This window comes from Arthrobacter sp. STN4 (genome assembly GCF_024539665.1).
Classification (GTDB): Bacteria; Actinomycetota; Actinomycetes; order Actinomycetales; family Micrococcaceae; genus Specibacter.
This window is the reverse complement of the sequence record NZ_JAKZGX010000025.1, coordinates 13081-29560: the sequence shown is the minus strand read 5'-3', so window position 1 is coordinate 29560 and position 16480 is coordinate 13081. Positions and strand designations below refer to the sequence as shown.

General features: G+C 68.0%; 14 protein-coding genes. 6 read left to right on the top strand and 8 right to left on the bottom strand.

Annotated features, from left to right (window positions below; translation table 11 throughout):
* Positions 1–127: 127 nt before the first annotated feature.
* Complete coding sequence (locus MMF96_RS15455; protein WP_256884043.1) at positions 128–1456, bottom strand: MFS transporter; 1329 nt, start codon at positions 1454–1456, stop codon at positions 128–130.
* A 321-nt stretch (positions 1457–1777) separates the two neighbouring features.
* Between MMF96_RS15455 and MMF96_RS15450 the strand changes: the two genes are divergently transcribed.
* Entirely contained in the window at positions 1778–2560 is a 783-nt protein-coding gene (locus MMF96_RS15450; RefSeq protein ID WP_256884042.1) for an IclR family transcriptional regulator C-terminal domain-containing protein, read from the top strand.
* 39 nt (positions 2561–2599) lie between these two features.
* Here MMF96_RS15450 and MMF96_RS15445 read toward each other — a convergent pair whose 3' ends face one another.
* The 5 genes from MMF96_RS15445 to MMF96_RS15425 form a co-directional block, all read right to left on the bottom strand.
* A complete protein-coding gene (locus MMF96_RS15445) occupies positions 2600–3478 on the bottom strand; it encodes a shikimate dehydrogenase (protein ID WP_256884041.1) in 879 nt (292 codons plus the stop codon).
* On the bottom strand, positions 3468–4367 hold the full coding sequence (locus MMF96_RS15440) for a sugar phosphate isomerase/epimerase (RefSeq protein WP_256884040.1): 900 nt from the start codon (positions 4365–4367) through the stop codon (positions 3468–3470). The genes MMF96_RS15445 and MMF96_RS15440 overlap by 11 nt, the downstream gene beginning before the upstream one ends.
* Entirely contained in the window at positions 4364–5545 is a 1182-nt protein-coding gene (locus MMF96_RS15435; protein ID WP_256884039.1) for a Gfo/Idh/MocA family protein, read from the bottom strand. Before MMF96_RS15435 ends, MMF96_RS15440 begins: the two co-directional genes overlap by 4 nt.
* Positions 5542–6888, bottom strand: coding sequence for an MFS transporter (locus MMF96_RS15430; RefSeq protein ID WP_256884038.1), 1347 nt, complete (start codon positions 6886–6888; stop codon positions 5542–5544). The genes MMF96_RS15435 and MMF96_RS15430 overlap by 4 nt, the downstream gene beginning before the upstream one ends.
* Positions 6889–7060: 172 nt before the next feature.
* On the bottom strand, positions 7061–7981 hold the full coding sequence (locus tag MMF96_RS15425; protein ID WP_256884037.1) for a LysR family transcriptional regulator: 921 nt from the start codon (positions 7979–7981) through the stop codon (positions 7061–7063).
* 163 nt (positions 7982–8144) lie between these two features.
* Here MMF96_RS15425 and MMF96_RS15420 point away from each other — a divergent pair, with 163 nt between their 5' ends.
* From MMF96_RS15420 to MMF96_RS15400, 5 genes are all read left to right on the top strand, one after another.
* Complete coding sequence (locus tag MMF96_RS15420; RefSeq protein ID WP_256884036.1) at positions 8145–9938, top strand: FAD-dependent oxidoreductase; 1794 nt, start codon at positions 8145–8147, stop codon at positions 9936–9938.
* A gap of 88 nt (positions 9939–10026) precedes the next feature.
* Positions 10027–10344, top strand: a complete 318-nt coding sequence (locus tag MMF96_RS15415; RefSeq protein WP_256884035.1) for a YciI family protein — start codon at positions 10027–10029, stop codon at positions 10342–10344.
* 1 nt (position 10345) lies between these two features.
* Entirely contained in the window at positions 10346–11392 is a 1047-nt protein-coding gene (locus MMF96_RS15410; protein ID WP_256884034.1) for an alcohol dehydrogenase catalytic domain-containing protein, read from the top strand.
* On the top strand, positions 11389–13104 hold the full coding sequence (locus tag MMF96_RS15405; RefSeq protein WP_256884033.1) for an FAD-dependent oxidoreductase: 1716 nt from the start codon (positions 11389–11391) through the stop codon (positions 13102–13104). The genes MMF96_RS15410 and MMF96_RS15405 overlap by 4 nt, the downstream gene beginning before the upstream one ends.
* A complete protein-coding gene (locus MMF96_RS15400; RefSeq protein WP_256884032.1) occupies positions 13101–14915 on the top strand; it encodes an FAD-dependent oxidoreductase in 1815 nt (604 codons plus the stop codon). Before MMF96_RS15405 ends, MMF96_RS15400 begins: the two co-directional genes overlap by 4 nt.
* 76 nt (positions 14916–14991) lie before the next feature.
* Here MMF96_RS15400 and MMF96_RS15395 read toward each other — a convergent pair whose 3' ends face one another.
* A complete protein-coding gene (locus MMF96_RS15395; RefSeq protein WP_256884031.1) occupies positions 14992–16080 on the bottom strand; it encodes a tellurite resistance/C4-dicarboxylate transporter family protein in 1089 nt (362 codons plus the stop codon).
* 49 nt (positions 16081–16129) lie between these two features.
* Positions 16130–16414, bottom strand: a complete 285-nt coding sequence (locus MMF96_RS15390) for a hypothetical protein (RefSeq protein WP_176616598.1) — start codon at positions 16412–16414, stop codon at positions 16130–16132.
* Between the last annotated feature and the right edge of the window lie 66 nt (positions 16415–16480).

Genomic DNA, 16480 nt, shown 5'->3' with positions numbered 1-16480 from the left:
GCCGCTTCGTTGGCATACATTTCAAAACATGGCGTGTTTGTAGTTTTGACGGACATTCGGAAGGTGAAATTCGGTGGCGGGAGGGTGCCGCTGCGCGGGGCGCGTGCCTGGGATTTTCGTTGAAAGGTCATTTGACCGGGTTGCCCAGTTCGCGAAGGGGCGTTTTGTGGGTTTCCCGGGCCCACAAGGCCCCGGCGACTGCGAGCAGTGAGGAGACGGCGACGATCCAGGCGGCCGGACCCCAGTTGGCCTTGGTGGCACCGACAAGCGCCGTTCCCAGCAGGGGGGTGAAGCCTGCGCAGAGGATGCCGATCTGGAGGCCGATCGCCATGCCCGAGTAGCGGACCTTGACGTTGAAAAGCTCGGAAAACCAGGCCGGGTAGATGGCGTTGGAGGCGGCATAGGTCCCTGCGGTGATCAGGGTGCTGGTCAGGAAGATCATCGGCACGTTCGCCGTGGCAATGACGGAGAAGTAGACGAAAATCATCAGGCCGGACCCCACGACGCCCGTGATGAACACCCTGCGCCGGCCGAAGCGGTCCGAAAGCCTGGCAAAGAGTGGCTGGGTGACGATGGCGATGATGTTGCCCAGGATGCTGACCCACAACATGGTTGCGGCGTTGACGCCGACCGAGACGGCGTAGGCCAGGCCGAAGGCCTGCATGAAGGTGTTGGTCACGGTTTCGAAGGACATCAAGGCAACCTGGATGAACTGCGCCGGGTGGGTGGTGATCATTTTGGCGAAGGGCAGCCTGGCCAGTTCGCCATGGTCGTGCTTTTCTTCGAAGACTTCCGGCTCGTCCAGGGAGCGGCGGACCAGGAACGCGACGACGAGTACGACGACGGACAGCCAGAACGGGATGCGCCAGCCCCAGGTGAGCCGGTCGGCGTCGTTCATGGCAGCCACCGGGAGGAATGCCAGGGAGGCGAGGACGATGCCGAAGGAGATCCCGCTCATGGTGAAGCTTGCAAAAAAGCCGCGGCGTCCTTCCGGGGCTTCCTCCGTGGTCAGGGCAGAGGCCCCGGCGGTTTCGGCGCCTGCGGAGAGCCCCTGCGTGAGGCGCAGCAACACGAGCAGTGCCGGGGCAAAGTAGCCGGCAGTGCGGAAGTCCGGAAGGGCTCCGATGAGGAAGGTCGAGGCGCCCATCATGACCAAGGTCAACACCAGGGTGTTCTTCCGGCCGATCTTGTCCCCCAGATGGCCAAAGACGACGGCACCGAAGGGCCGGGCCACGTAGGCCACGCCGAAGGTCGCGAAGGAGGCCAGGAGTGCAATGGTGGGGTCCCCGGCAGGAAAGAAGATCTTGGAAAAGATCAGGGAAGCGGCGGTGGCGTAGATGAAGAAGTCGTAGTATTCAAGGGCTCCGCCAAGGAACGCCGCCAAGGCAGCCTTCCTCGCGCGCCTGAGCTTGCGTTGTTCCACTTCGGCCGACCGGGTGGTGGCGGTGTTGATCATGGTACGGATCCTTCCCCATTGAAAGATGAGGGCTGGGAGTTACAGGGGCTAGTTGTGCGCAATGCGAGCATCTGTTCGTAATGCGACTACACGCCACAATACAGGAGAGTGAACTGGGCCACAATGATTTTACGAAGCCACGTCACATGTGACTGCTTGGACCGTCGTGTGCACCATTCACGAAAGGCGGATGGTGGCTGGGGCCGCCGCGGCCGGGCTGCCGTGGCGGCGGCGCCGCTGGGCGTTCCGTGTCCCTATATGATCGAGCCAGGAACAAAGCATTGGTGCCTGCCGCATGCAGGAAGGAAAGGCAGAGGATTCATGGCGGAGACCGCGGCATATTTTGTGAAGTCGGTTGAAAAGGCCTTTGACGTCCTTCTCGCGTTCAACGGGGAAAATCCACGGCTGACGGTTTCCCAAGTCGCCGCACGGGCAGGGATGACGAGGGCATCCGCCCGGCGCTTCCTGCTCACGCTGACGGACTTGGGTTACCTGGGTGCCGACGGTCCGAATTTTGAGCTGACCCCGCGTTCACTGGACATTGGGCACTCCTTTCTCGCCGGCCTTGCCCTGCCAAAGATCGCGGAGCCCCATCTGAAGGCGCTGGCCGCCGAACTCGGCGAAACCACCTCACTGTGCATTCTGGACGGCACGGATGTGGTGTACGTGGCATGTGTTCCCTCGCCCCGGCTCCTGAGCGTTTCCATCAGCGTGGGCACCAGATTCCCTGCCTGGGCCACCTCCATGGGCCGTGTGCTGTTGGGTGCACTGTCCGAAGCCGGGTTGAACGCCTACTTCAACACCGTGCAACTGGAGCGCTTTACGGAACGGTCCATCATGAGCCTGGACCAATTGCGCGCCGAGGTGGAACTGGGCAGGACCCAGGGGTGGTCAATGGTCTCCCAGGAGCTGGAGGACGGCCTGCGCGGAGTGGCCGTGCCCGTCCGGCGCGGCGATGACGTCATTGCCGCGGTCAACGTCTCCCTGCAGGGGCCCCGGACAACGGCGGACACGATCCAAAGGAAGGTCATTCCGAGGCTCCAGGAAGCGGCGCGGCAGATCGGCAATGACTATGGCGGCCGGTCGCGGGCCCGATCGGTATAAGCCTGGCGGGGGTTGCGTTTCGCCGGGCCGGGCCCGGCCTCAGGCGTGGTCCGGCACGCCGGACCTGTCCAGGAATGTCCGGTACATGGCCTCGTGCGAGGCCTGCTGCCCCGTGAACATCGCGAAGGCCGCCACGGCCTGGCCGACCACCATGTGCGCCCCGCCGAAGGCGCTGCAGCCCAGCTGCCCGGCGGCCCGCACCAGCGTGGTGCGCAGCGGCCGGTACACGGCGTCGCCCACCCACAGGCCGCGGTGCAGGGCGGCAAGGTCGACGGGCGAACGGTGGGAAACCCCGTCCATGCCGATGGGTGTGCAGTTGACCAGGCCGGTGGCCAGGCGCACTGCGCCGGCGGCGTCCTCCGGTGGCAGCACCCGCATTCGCGAGGCATCGAAGGCCCGTGAAAGCCGATCCCGTAGGGACGAGGCATTTTTCCGGTCTACATCGACCAGCGTCAGCCGCGGTGCGCCTGCCTTGAGCAGGGCATAGGCGACGGCGGATCCGGCCCCGCCTGCGCCGATCTGCACCACCTCGCCTGAGGAGGCGTCGATGCCCATGGCTGCAAGCGCACCGGTGAAGCCGATATGGTCCGTGTTCTCGCCGATGGCCCGTCCGCCCCGGAACGTTACCGTGTTCACGGCGCCGAGCAGGGCGGCGTCGTCGGAAAGGCCGTCCAGCATCCCCATGACCACTTGTTTGGCGGGGTGCGTGACGTTTACGCCGGTGAAGCCGAATCGCTGTGCGGTGAGCAGCAGCCGCGGCCAGTCCGGACGGGCCAGGCCCATCTCCCCGGGGTCCAGTGTGCGGTAGACGAGCGGCAGGCCCTGGCGGCGGCCTTCCGCCTCGTGCATGGCGGGGGTCAGGGACGCGCTGATGTGTTCCCCCAGCAGGCCCAGCAGGACGGTGCGTTCAGTGTCCATGGGAGCGCCCCGCAGCCATGCTGTCAACGGTGTCCGCCGGCTCGATAGGCGCCATCCGTTCCAGAAGGGACAGGGTGGCCTCACGCAGGTACCGGGCGTACCCCACGGCGCCCATCCTTGAGACCAGCCCGTTGTTGGGCACCTCGAGGCTGAGCGGAACCCCGGCCGGGACGGCCCGCAACAGCGACACCAGGTCGAACGCGCCCTCGCCCGGTGCCAGCCGCAGCGCGCGGGATTCCACCTGGCGCGGACCGCCCAACGCTGACATCCCGCGGGGGAGCGGTGTGGGTACCGTGATCTGTTCCGGCACCGCCGCCGGCCCGTCACACAGCTGCAGCACCGGGATCAGCGAGGGGTCCAGCGCCGCGACGTCACCGTGGCTGCTGCCGCCGCGCTGCAGGTGCAGCGGATCCAGCATCACCCGTGCCCCGGCGGCCCGGGCGATTGGCGCGGCCTGCGGCACCGATGAGACAACGTTGTAGCTGATCGGCTCCAGCGCCGGCACGATCCCGTATCCCGCAGCGTCTGAGACCAGCTGTGCCAGAGTGTCCGTCAGGCGCGAGACGTCCGGGTCCTGCCCGGCCAGGTTTAGCGTGTCCGCCCCGAGTGCGGCGCCGGCCTCCAACATGGGCATCCAGGCCTCGCGGCCCGTTCGCCCGTCCAAGGAAAGGAACTCGATGTCGCGCACGCGAAGGCCGCTCGCCTGCAGTGCGGCCACCGTGGCGCGGGACGCCGGCGACCCCGGCCGCTGGTCGGGCCATGCCTCCGACGGCGTTGCGCCGCGGACCCTCAACCCGACGAACTGGAAGCCGGCCTCCGCGGCAACGTGGACCAGTTCGGCGGGGTCGAGCTGGAGCAGGCTCAGGTGGGCGATACCCAACTCGGTCATCGCAGGACCTCCCGTCCAGTTTCCTGTTCCCGGACATCCACGGGCCATCTGGCGTCTCCGCATCCTGGTGCGGCGGCGGGCGGGCCGTCGGGGCGTTCGGGGAGCCCAGAGCGCAGTGAGGCGTACATCGCGGCCAGCGTGCGCAGGGAACGCAGTGCGTCCGCGCCGGTGACCGCCGGTTCCCGCCCGTCCTGCACCGCACGGACGAAGTCGGCCACCTGCAGCGTGTGGAACGGTGCAAGGGCTGCGTTGACCGAGGGCAGGTCGACGTCGTCAAGCACGTCCGCCGGGAAGGCAAACAGCTCGCTTCCCGGGACAGACCAGACGTCGTTGACCGCCTCGGAACCCTCCGGATACTCCAATAGCGACACCGTCGCGCCACTGGCACCGGTGACGGCAATGCGCTGGCCAAGGGCCGGGGTGAGTGCTGTCGAGGCGGTGAACTGCGCCATGGCGCCACTGGAGAACCGCAATGTGGCGGCGAGCGTGTCCTCGACTTCGATGTGGGCGCCGTGCTTGTACGCGGCCGCGGTGGCCATGACCCACTCAACGTCGCCCAGGTACCACTGCAACAGGTCCAGATAGTGGATGGCCTGCGTCATGGCGACCCCGCCCCCATCGCTCTTCCACTTTCCGCGCCACGGCGTTCCCGTGTAGTAGGAGGTGTCGCGGTGCAGCAGCACCTCGACACGGGCGAGGACCGGCGTGCCCAGCGTGCCGTCGTCGATCGCTGCGCGGATCCGCTGCGCTGCGGGCCAGTAGCGGCGCTGGAACACCCCTCCGAGGCGGACACCGGCCGCGCGGCAGGCGTTGACCATACGCTCCGCAGCCGGGACATCGATGGCCAGGGGCTTCTCGCACAGTACGTGCACTCCGGCGCGCGCAGCTTGCAGCACCAGCGCTTCATGCGTGGGGTGGGGCGTGCACACGCTCACGGCGTCCACTTCGGAGAGCAGCCCGTTGGCGTCAGTGGTCCACGCGGGAACCCCGTGCTCCCATGCAAACGCCTGTGCCCGCTCCGGGTCGGTATCCATGCACACGGTGACGTGCACCCCATCCTGCGAGGCGTAGGCATCCGCATGGTTGGCGGCGATGGCGCCGCAGCCGATGATGCCGACGCGCAATTCGCCGGTGTGCGGCGTGCTCTGGGTCCGTCGTGTCCGGCTGGGGGCGTTCATGCGTTGTCCTGCTGGCGCAGGCCCAGCTGTTCCGTCGGCGTCCTGAAGGTCTCCCGGCTGAATGCGGCGCACACACCGGAGATCACCACGCAGATGGCGGAGAACAGCGCAACACCGAACCAGTTGTGGTGTGCTCCGGAGATGCCGGCCGCGATCGCGGGCGTGAACCCGGCCAGCAGCAGGCCGATCATCAGTGAGATTGCCATGCCCGAGTAGCGGACCTTGGCAGGGAACTGCTCCGGGAAGTAGGCCGGGTAGACGGCGTTCATCATGGAGTACGCGCCGGCCACCAGCAGGATGCCCAGCACCCACACCATCCAGGTATTGTCCGCACTGCCGGTGGCAAGGGCGCGCAGGAATGCGAAGATCAGGACCACCTGCAGCACTGCGCCGGTGATGAAGACCGGCTTGCGCCCGATCCTGTCGGAGAGATGCGCCCACAGCGGCAACAAGAAGACGGCCGCGAGGTTGGCGACGGAGACAAACAGCAGCATCTCGTCACGCGGGATGCCGGAAACGCTTGTCCCGTAGGACAGGGTGAAGACGTTGATCATGGTGTTGACCATGGTGAACAGGCTCATGCCCGTCACCAGGATCATGGTGCGCGGGTGGCGGCGCAGCAGCTCCAGCAGCGGGACCTTGACCACTTGGCGATGGACCTTGGCCTCGACGAACACCTCGGGTTCGTCGAGGGTCCGGCGCAGGATGAGGGCGACGATCGTCACCACCGCGCTGAGCAGGAACGGGATGCGCCAGCCCCAGCTCATCAGCGCGTCCTGGGGGAGGAGCTGCAGGGGGATGAAGACGGCCGAGGAGAGCACGATTCCAAAGGTGACGCCGGACATGGTCCAGCTGGCGAGAAAGCCACGGTGGTTGTCGGCGGCGTGTTCCATGGACAGCGCCGACGAACCGGGGGACTCGCCGCCGGCGGAGAGGCCCTGCGCCAGGCGCAGCACCACGATGATCACCGGGGCCCACACGCCGATCTGGGCGTAGGTGGGAACCACTCCCACCAGAAAGGTGGAGGCGCCCATCAGCAGGAGCACGGCGATCAGGACGTTCTTGCGGCCGATCCTGTCGCCGAGGTGGCCCCACAGCAGGGCCCCGAGCGGGCGGGTGATGTAGGCGACGCCGATGGTGGCGAGGGAGAAGAGCTGCCCGGCCGCCCCCGCGTCCGGGAAGTAAAGGTCCTTCAGGTACAGGGCGGCGGCTGTCGCGAAGATGAAGAAGTCGTAGTACTCGAGGGCGCTCCCGGCGAAGCCGGAGATCGCGGCGTTGCGGGCATTGCGGCGCTGCTTCTCGCTGCGTATGGCCTTGGCCGGCGCTGCAGTCGTGCTGGGCATGGTGGTTCTCCTCGGATCGGAGCCGGACACGCGGCCTTGCGCGCCGGAGGTTGGTGAAGTTCCGGTGTCCCACGATGCACTGGCGTGATCGGTGACACATTCGAGGATGGCGGATAAATTGAAAAATATCCAAGACCCAATTGATCAACTACTAAGTGCAGAAACCATATAATTATGAATCAACCTGGGCTGAGCTGAAGACCCCTTCCGGGAAAACGTCGTCGAGTACGCGCACGAAGGCCTGTAGCGCCACCGATTCATTCTCCTGGGACCAGGTCAGTCCGTGGCGGAACATGATGGGCGCGCCTTCGAGCTCCAGCCAGGCGGAGGACTCGGGCAGGATCGGCATCACTTCGGAGGACACGATGGTCACGCCCACGCCAGCGGCCACCATGGAAAGGATGAGGAACGGGTCGGAGACCGCCTGCACCACGTTGGGCACGAATCCGGCGGCCTGGCAGGCCTGCCGGGCCTGGACCGTCATGGCGGAATTGCCGTCCACGGGGCCCATGACGAAGGGTTCGCTGCGCAGTTCCTGCAGCGGGATGGTGCCCCGGCCGGCCAGCGGGTGATCGGCGGGCACGACGACGCCCAGGTGCTGGCGTGAGATCTCGCGCATCAGCAGGGGCGGCTCCGGAGTGCCGAGGAATCCGACGAATGCTGCGTCGAGTTCCCCGTTGCGGACCAGTCTGAGGCCGTCGAAGGTGCGCACGCCGCCGACCAGGTTGAGCTCGATCGTCGGGTAGGCGCGCCGCAGCGATCGGGTGAGCCGGGGGAGTGTGTGGTGGTTGTGCACGCCGGAGAAGCCCAGGGTGAGCCGGCCGGTCGGCTCACCCTCGGCGCTTCGGGCGGCCTCGACGGCGTTCCCCAACGTGCGCAGTGCCTTGTAGGCGTAGGGAAGCAGGGCCTCGCCGGAGGCGGTGAGGGAAACCGAGCGGGTGCTGCGCTCGAACAGCGGCATGCCCACCTGGCGTTCCAGCCGGCGGATGACCTGGCTGAGCGGGGACTGGGCCATGTGCAGGCGTTCGGCAGCGCGACCGAAGTGCATCTCCTCGGCCACTGCAACGAAGGCTTCCAGCCAGCGAATCTCCATGACGAAACCTTCCAGGCGGTTGCCGCGGGCGGCGTGGACTTTATGTGGAGTTTTTACACAATATCAGACTTGTTGTTAATCAATTCATGGCTAATCTTGCGCGCTGTGGGATGCGCCACCACCATGGTTCTAAGTCCCGGCCCACCGCAGGAAGGAAGCCAGCATGCCACGCAGGAGCAACGAACACCCGGAGGAGTTTGACGTAGTCGTCGTCGGATCGGGGGCCGGCGGCCTGGCCACGGCGGTCACGGCGGCCCATCAGGGGCTCAGCGTGCTGGTATTGGAGCGGGCCCGCAAGTGCGGCGGCGCCACCACGCGCTCCGGGGGCTGGATGTGGGCTCCCCGCAACGAGTTCGCACGGAGGGACGGCGTCGAGGAGTCCATCGACGACATCAAGACGTACATCAGGGCCGTCGTTGGCCGGGAGTACGACGAGACCCGCGTCCACGCGTTCCTTTCTGCCGTGCCCGAAATGGTCTCATTCTTCGAGCACGAGACTTTCCTTCAGTTCACCCCGGGCGCCACCATCTGCGATGTTTATGGGAAACTTCCCCACGCGGGCACCGGCCACCGGTCCGTGGGGCCGCTGCCTGTCAATGGCCGCGAGTTCACGCGTGAGCTCCGACGCATCATGGCCCCCCAGTACTGGGAGACCTCTTTCGTGGGCATGGGCATCATGGCGGGGCCGGACCTGCAGGGGTTCCTGGCCGCGTCCAAGTTCAAGGTCAAGGGCTGGATTCATTCGGCCAAGCGCATCCTGGGCTATCTCTTTGACCTGCTCACCACCGGTTCCGGCCAGCACTATGTCAATGGCGTCGCGCTCACCGGCCGTCTCCTGAAGTCCGCCGTCGACGCCGGAGCCGAACTGCGCGTCCAGCATCAGGTTGTGGACCTCACCCGCGATGCCACCGGCCGGGTGGTGGGCGTGGTGGCGGAGACCCCGAACGGACAACGCACGTTCACTGCCCGTCGCGGCGTCGTCCTGGCTGCCGGCGGCTTCTCCGCCAACGCCGCCATGCGCCGGGAGTTCTTCCCGCACAACCGCACGGCGGACGACCATTGGACACTGGCCCCGGACACCGCCGACGGTGCCGGCATCGAGCTGGGCCGTTCCGTCGGCGGGGTGCTGGACACCTCAGGGGCTGCTCCGGCCGCCTGGTGTCCCGTCTCCCTGGTTCCCTACGCCAGCGGCCGCACCGGCGTGTTTCCACACATTATGGACCGTGCCAAGCCCGGCGCCATCGGTGTCGGCCGCGACGGCAGACGCTTCGTCAACGAGGCCGACGGCTACTGGGACTACGTCACCGGAATGAACCGTGCCACGGACGATGGGAACATCGCCGAGTCCTGGCAGATCGCGGACTCGCGCACAGTGGCGCGCTACCCGCTGGGTTTTGCCATGCCCCGTCCCGTCCCGAAATTTCCCTTCCTGCGTTCGGGATACCTCACCAAGGCGGACACGCTCGCGGAGCTCGCGGAGGCCTGCGGCATCGATGCCGATGGGCTCGTGGCGACAGTGGAGGAATTCAACCGCCAGGCCCGCCAAGGCACCGACCCGCAGTTCCAGCGCGGGGAGACCCCGTTTAACCGGTATGGCGGTGACCCGGACGTCAAACCCAATCCCACGCTCGCACCCCTCGAGAAAGGCCCGTTTTATGCCGTGCACGTCCGACAGGGCTCGTTCGGCACGTTCGCGGGCCTGCGCGCTGACGCCCGTGCGCGGCTGCTGGACGAACGCGGCGAACCGGTCCCGGGCGTGCACGTGGTCGGCGTCGACCAAAAAAATCTCTTTGGCGGCTTCTACCCGGCAGGCGGCGTCAACATTGGCCCGGCCATGACCTTCGGCTACATCGCCGCCCTCGACCTCGCCGCCACGGAACCCGCCGCCTCGGAACCTGCCTGCTGGGAACATGCTGTCCGGGAACCGGCCGTTCCGGCCGCTGCGACACATCCCTGAACCATCGACACACGTGGCACCTAGTCCCAATGCCGCTCCCGTGCACCAAGAACCCTTCACCATTACCCACCCCCACAAGGAGTCAACCATGTCCCTCTTCGCCGTCACCTACAACTACACCGTCGGATCCGACGCCGGGCGCAACGAGCACCGTCCCCTGCACATGAAGTTCCTGACGGGCCTTTTTGAATCCGGCCGCCTGGTCGTCTCCGGACCGACCGACGCCGCAGGGCCCGGCCCGGGCGCCCTGCTGGTTGTCCGTGCGGATTCGGGGGAGGAAGCCGAGGAAATCATGGGCCAGGACCCGTTCGCCCTCAAGGGCTACGTTGAGCGGACCGTGAAGTCCTGGGACCCCAAATTTGGCGCCGACCGCCTGGCCGGCGCATCCGTCGCGGCAGGGAACTGAGATGGAGACCATGCTTGCCGTGCGGACGGTCTCCGCGGGGACCTTGGAATATGCCGATGTCCCGCGTCCCCGGCTGGGCCCGGGCCAGGCGCTGGTGCGGGTCGAGTTCGCCACGCTCTGCGGCACGGACCTGCACATCTTTGAAGACGATTACACCTCAGAGCTGCCGCTGATCCAGGGGCACGAGCTCGCCGGGACTGTCATGGCGACGGCCCCCGGAGTCGACGGCGTGTGCATTGGCGACCGCGTCGCCATCGACCCCCTCATCAACTGCGGCGGGTGCGCCGCGTGCCGGCAGGGCCGGGGCAACGTCTGCCCGCACCAGGTGGTGCTCGGCTGCTACTGCGACGGCGGCCTCGTGGAGTACCTCGCCGTCGCGGCGCCCAAGCTGCACCGGATTCCCGACAGCCTTCCGACCGACCTCGGCGCCGTCGCCGAGCCGACCGCGATCTCCATGGAGGCAGTCAAGCGCAGCCGCGCCGTGGCGGGGGAGACCGCACTGGTGCTGGGGGCGGGGCCCATCGGGCTGCTGGCAACGCTGGCCCTTCACGATCTCGGAGTCACCGTCGTCACCGCGGACACCCTGCCGGACCGTCTCGGGATGGCCCGCAAGTTCGGTGCCGGCCACACCCTGCTCATCGACCCGGCGTCGGGCTTCCCGGCCGCGGAACTGGCAGCCGCCATCGGGACACACGCCCCCGACGGGCCCCAGCTGGTCATCGAGGCCACCGGAGTCCCGTCCTCACAGCTCAACGCGCTCACCGCCGTTGCCCCGGCGGGCCGCGTGGTGCAGGTGGGCATCTCCACCAGGCCGGCCGCGTTCCCGATGAACCTGCTGCCGTTCAAGGAAGTGGACCTGCTCGGCTCGCGCAACAGCCAGGGCCTGATCCCGGAGGCGCTCGCCCTGATCTCCCGCTACCCGGACACGGTCAGGGGCCTGCTCACGCACCGTTTCGGCGTTCATGACCTGCGGACGGCCTTCCAGACCATGCAGGACACCACCCAGCGGGTGGGCAAGATCCTCATCGACATGACGGAGCAGCCATGATCACCACACCGCTTCAGGAACTCCCCACCCGCGTGGACGTCGCCGTCATCGGCTCCGGTGCCGCCGGTCTCACCGCCGCGACCCGCGCCGCCGAGCACGGGGCAAACGTCATCGTGTTGGAGAAGGCGCGGCAGCTCGGCGGCACCACCGCTGCCGGCGGGGGCGTCCTGTGGGCGCCGGCCAACCGCCCCGGACTCGAGGCCGGCTACTCCGACAGCCGCGACCAGGCGATCAGCTACCTCACGGCCGCCGGCCAAGGCCGGCTCACGGGGGACGAGGCCGCCTGGTACGTGGACGGCGCTGCGCGTGCCGTGGACTACCTCACCGGGCACACGCACGTATCCCTGACGCCGCTCGCCCGGCCCGACTACCGGCTGGAGTTCCCCGGTGCCACGCAGGGCGGGCGCAGCCTGGACAACGACGCATTCGACGTCGGCTCCGTGGACGGCCTGGGCGAGGCGTTGCGACCCTCCAGCTACTTCCCCTTGCTGACGATGGCGGAGCGCGACAACCTCAACGGCTCCGCACCGGACCCGGCATTGCTTGCCTCGCGGGCCGAGTCCGGCGTGCGGACCATGGGCGGCGCCCTCGTCGCGAGCCTGCTTGTCTCCGCCCTGGAGCGCGGCGTCAAGGTCGCCTCGGAAGCCAGGGTCACCTCGCTCAGGCCCGACGACGGCGCCACCCCGGCCCGGACCGGGCTCCGCTGGCGGTTGATCGCAGGTGAGGGGGAAGGCGCCGTGGAAATCGTGGCCGACGCCGTCGTCATCGCCTCCGGGGGTTTCGAATGGAGCCCCGCGCTGCAGCGCGCGTTCCTGGCGCACCCGGTCACCCCGATCTCCGCCCCGTCCAACGAAGGCGACGGGCTGCGCCTGGGCCTGCAGATCGGCGCCGCCGTCGAAGAGATGACCGCGTTCTGGGGCGTCCCCGTGATCACGTCCCCGGAGCATGTCTACGACGGCAAGCCGTCGGGCCGCATGGGCAATGTCGAGATGACACTGCCCGGATCCCTGACCGTCGGGGCCGACGGCCGCCGCTTCGTGGACGAGGCCCTGAACTACCACGATGTCTCCCACGTCATGGGCGCCATCGACGAGCACCGGCTCACGGCCAAGGGCATGCCCGCCTGGCTGATCTTCGACCGCCGCTACCTGGAGTCCTACCCCGTGGCCGGATCCACGCCCGGCACGCCCCCGGAATGGATGGCCGAGGGTGCCACCGTTGAGGACCTTGCCCGGTGCATCGGGGTGGACGCGGCCGCGTTGGCCGGGCAGGTGCGCGAATTCAACGAAGCTGCCGCGCGCGGGGAGGATCCAGTGTTCGGCCGGGGGGATACCCCGGAGGACCGCTTCCTCGGTGATGCCTCCGTCACCCCGAACCCGTGCCTGCGCCCGCTCACCGAGCCGCCGTTCCATGCCGTTCCGGTGCACTGCGGAGCCCTGGGCACCGCCGGCGGGCTGGCCACGAACCTGAACGCGCAGGTAGTGCGCTTTGACGGCTCGGTCATCCCCGGCCTTTACGCAGCCGGCAACGTCTCGGCCACGCCGTTCCGCGGTGCCTATCCGGCCGGAGGCGCCACACTGGGCCCGGCCGTGACCCGCGCCTTCATCGCCGGGGAACATCTGGCGGCCACCCTGTCCAGGCGCCGTGACACCGGGATTACCGCCTTCCGGCCTGCCACATCCACCCGCGAACCCGAACAGGTCAACGCATGAGCACCCCAGCCACCCAGAAGGTCCTACCCGCCGGCACCAGCATCCCCTACGCGTCCGGGGAGGCGGCCGCGGCATTGTACGACGGGGACGTCCTCGATGTCCTGGTGGTCGGCGGCGGCGGGGCCGGGATGTCCGCGGCCGTGTTTGCCTCCATTGCCGGCCTCCGCACGGCGGTCGTCGAGCGCACCGGGCAGGTTGGGGGGACGACGGCCTACACGGCCGGGACCACGTGGGTGCCTGGGACGTACCACGCGGCCGAGGTGGGCGCCGTCGACTCCAAGGCGGAGGCGCGCGCATTCCTCGACGCCGCCATCGGGCCCCATGCCCCGGCAGGGCTGCGCGAGGCCTTCCTCGAGCTCGGCCCCGAGGCCGTGGCGGTGATGGAGTCCGGGTCCCACGTGGACTACGTGGCACGCCCCCTCCACCCCGACTACCTCACGCAATTGCCCGGTTCGCGGATGTCGGGGCGCGCGCTGGAACCGCGGACCTTCGACGGGACCGTCCTGGGGGAGCGGCTGGCACTCGTGCGCCCGCCGCTGCCGGAGTTCACCGCGTTCAACGGCATGTCCATCGAGCGCGACGACATCGGGCACCTGGCGGGAGCCCACCCCGCCAAGGAATCGCGCACCCACCTGCTGGGCCTGCGCCGCCGTTACCGCGATGCCGTCAAGGTCCATGGGTGTGACACGCGACGGACCATGGGCAACGCACTCATCACCGGTCTGTTGCACACCCTCGACGAGGCACGCGTGCCCGTGCTCACGCGCAGCGAAGTCATCTCCGTGGCACGCGACGGCGATGCGTGGCAGGTGGGCGTGCGGGAAGACGGCCATGACCTCACCATCACCGTCTCCCACCTCATCTTTGGATCGGGCGGCTTCAACCGCGACCCGCAGCGCCGCGCTGCGTTGCTGCCGGGGCACCGGATGGAATGGTGCCCCGGAGCACCCGGCCACACCGGCCAGGCCCACGACATTCTCGACGGGCTTGGCGGCCACTACGGCACGGGCGGATTCGCCAACGCCTTCTATGCGCCCGTGTCGACTCGGCGGCGCGAAGACGGGTCCTGGGCCGTGTTCCCGCACTTCGTCATGGACCGCGCGAAGCCGCACATGATCGTGGTGGACCAGCAGGGGCGCCGCTACCTCAACGAGGCCACGAGCTACCACCTCTTCGGCAACCAAATGATCATGCAAAACCACGAGGACCCGGGTACGGCCTCGCCGTCCTTCCTGATCACCGACGCCACCGGGATGCGAAGGTACGGCCTGGGCATGGTCCGCCCGTACCAGCGGGAGCGGCAGCTGCGCCGCTACCTGGACGACGGCTACCTGCTGCGTGGCGACTCCCTGGCGGAGCTGGCGGCACTGCTGGGGGTGCCCGCCGGCCAGTTGCAGGAGACGGTCGCCCGGACCAATGCCTGGGCCGCGAAGGGTGAGGACCCGGAATTCCACCGCGGGATGAACGAGTACCAGCGCTTCAATGGGGACCCGGGTTCCGAGACCGGGGCCCCGAACATCGCGCCGGTGGACGGATCCCCATACTTCGCAGTGCGGCTCTTTCCAGGGGACATTGGAGCTTCGACCGGTTTCATTACGGATGCCGCGGCAGCGGTCCTGGGGGGCGAGGGCGAACGGCTGGGCGGGGTCTACGCAGTGGGCAACGACATGCAGTCCATGATGGGCGGGACCTACCCGGCACCCGGCATCACGATCGGCCCCGGCCTGGTGTTCGCCTACGCCGCCGTGCGCGACATCGTGGGGAGGGCCCTGCCGGGGGCGGCTACGCTGAAGGCAATGGCGGGCTGGTGAGCAGCGTGGGAGGCCGGTGCGGCGGCCCGCCTGCACCGGCACGCCGGCTGGATGTCCGGTCACTTGTGCGGTCCCTTCACCCTTCGCCCAGGCTGGCCGACGCTGCCGGACCACGGTGCGGGGCCACGAGCGTGCGCCAGAGGTGGTGGGCCATGCCGGAGAACGTGGCGAGGAAGGCCGCGGTGGCGAACCACAGTTCCGCCCGTCCGATGGCCAGGACAATGGGCAGCCTGTCCGCCTGTCCCAGAAAAATCCCGGACACGGCGTACATCCCCAGGGGGAAGATGACGCTCCACATTCCGGCCTCGTACACGAGGGGCACCCGTTTGACGAAGTGCCGCCAGCAGCCCGCCGCGATGAGGACCGGCAGCAGCCAGGACGCGAAGGCCCAGAGCGCAACCGCCATGCCCGCGACGAGTTCGTGGACCTCCACGGCCACCGGGGCGTCGGTCATCTCGACGATCCGGGCCCCCGCGACGACGCCGATGGCCAGTGCCCCCATCGACACGAAGTACGGTGGGCCGAGGTCCCGTGCACGCACGGGGTACACCATGAGACGGAGGGAAACGAAGATCCCCACCGCCGCATAAAGGATGAGGCCCACTGACCATGCGACGACCGCCAGCAGCGCCAGTCCCGCCTCCCACTGGCCGCCCAGTGGCTCGAGTGTGGCCGACGCCGCCGCCACCGACTGGCTCGCGACACACCAGATGAACCAGGTCCCGTTGGCCTCCTTGAAGATGGGCCTCTCCTCCCGGCCGAGCACGGCAATCCACGGGATCACGTAGCCGAGCCCGACCCAGGCAAGCCCGGAAACGGCCAGCAGCACCGCCGTAGCCACTTGGGCGCCGGCCAGGTCCAGCCGCACGCCAAGGACGTTGGTGCCGGCAACGAAGGTGAAGAAGCCGAACGCACGGCCCGGGTGCAGAAAGTCAGCGCGGATGGCCCCCCGGAAGGCGCCCAGGCGCACCACGTTCAGGACAAGGAGCACCACGTACGCGGTCAGGCACAGCCCCAGCAGGACGGCGGACAGCGTGCCGAAGCCCTCCAGTTCGAGCCCGACGGAGATGATGCCGCTGGCCATGACCAGTGCAAAGTACCCGGGGGCGAGGGTCGAAACCGCCTCGGACAGCCGGGTCGAGAACTTCCCGTAACCCGCATTCACGCTGCCATCCTACGGGCACCGGTGCAGCGGAAGCCATGGGGCGGCCGGGTCAGTCCCTGAGCCGGCTCGTCAGGACTTCATAGCCATCCACGCCGAGAATTTCCATGTGCTGCTGTGCGCTGGTCACCGAGCGGATCCGCTCCGAATCCTGTTGGCTGACGGCCATCGCATTTTCGTCTTCCCACAGCGTTATGGACAGGGACGTGCCATCCTTGCCCACAAGGTAGTAGAAGCCCTTGCAGCCCGGCATGTCCAGGAACTGGTTGACGGTGTCGGCTGACGGCTCGCCGGTGCTCCCGGGGCCGGGATGGTAGCTGCTGACTCGAGCGAACATTGGTTCCTCCTGTACGGGGTGTTGTTGGGGACCTGCCTTGTCGGGGACCTGAAACAGGATGCCGCC

Excerpts from the sequence above, each read along its gene's own strand:
- MMF96_RS15455 (WP_256884043.1), bottom strand. The coding sequence starts at position 1,456 with ATGATCAACACCGCCACCACCCGGTCGGCCGAAGTGGAACAACGCAAG.
- MMF96_RS15450 (WP_256884042.1), top strand. The coding sequence starts at position 1,778 with ATGGCGGAGACCGCGGCATATTTTGTGAAGTCGGTTGAAAAGGCCTTT.
- MMF96_RS15445 (WP_256884041.1), bottom strand. The coding sequence starts at position 3,478 with ATGGACACTGAACGCACCGTCCTGCTGGGCCTGCTGGGGGAACACATC.
- MMF96_RS15440 (WP_256884040.1), bottom strand. The coding sequence starts at position 4,367 with ATGACCGAGTTGGGTATCGCCCACCTGAGCCTGCTCCAGCTCGACCCC.
- MMF96_RS15435 (WP_256884039.1), bottom strand. The coding sequence starts at position 5,545 with ATGAACGCCCCCAGCCGGACACGACGGACCCAGAGCACGCCGCACACC.
- MMF96_RS15430 (WP_256884038.1), bottom strand. The coding sequence starts at position 6,888 with ATGCCCAGCACGACTGCAGCGCCGGCCAAGGCCATACGCAGCGAGAAG.
- MMF96_RS15425 (WP_256884037.1), bottom strand. The coding sequence starts at position 7,981 with ATGGAGATTCGCTGGCTGGAAGCCTTCGTTGCAGTGGCCGAGGAGATG.
- MMF96_RS15420 (WP_256884036.1), top strand. The coding sequence starts at position 8,145 with ATGCCACGCAGGAGCAACGAACACCCGGAGGAGTTTGACGTAGTCGTC.
- MMF96_RS15415 (WP_256884035.1), top strand. The coding sequence starts at position 10,027 with ATGTCCCTCTTCGCCGTCACCTACAACTACACCGTCGGATCCGACGCC.
- MMF96_RS15410 (WP_256884034.1), top strand. The coding sequence starts at position 10,346 with ATGGAGACCATGCTTGCCGTGCGGACGGTCTCCGCGGGGACCTTGGAA.
- MMF96_RS15405 (WP_256884033.1), top strand. The coding sequence starts at position 11,389 with ATGATCACCACACCGCTTCAGGAACTCCCCACCCGCGTGGACGTCGCC.
- MMF96_RS15400 (WP_256884032.1), top strand. The coding sequence starts at position 13,101 with ATGAGCACCCCAGCCACCCAGAAGGTCCTACCCGCCGGCACCAGCATC.
- MMF96_RS15390 (WP_176616598.1), bottom strand. The coding sequence starts at position 16,414 with ATGTTCGCTCGAGTCAGCAGCTACCATCCCGGCCCCGGGAGCACCGGC.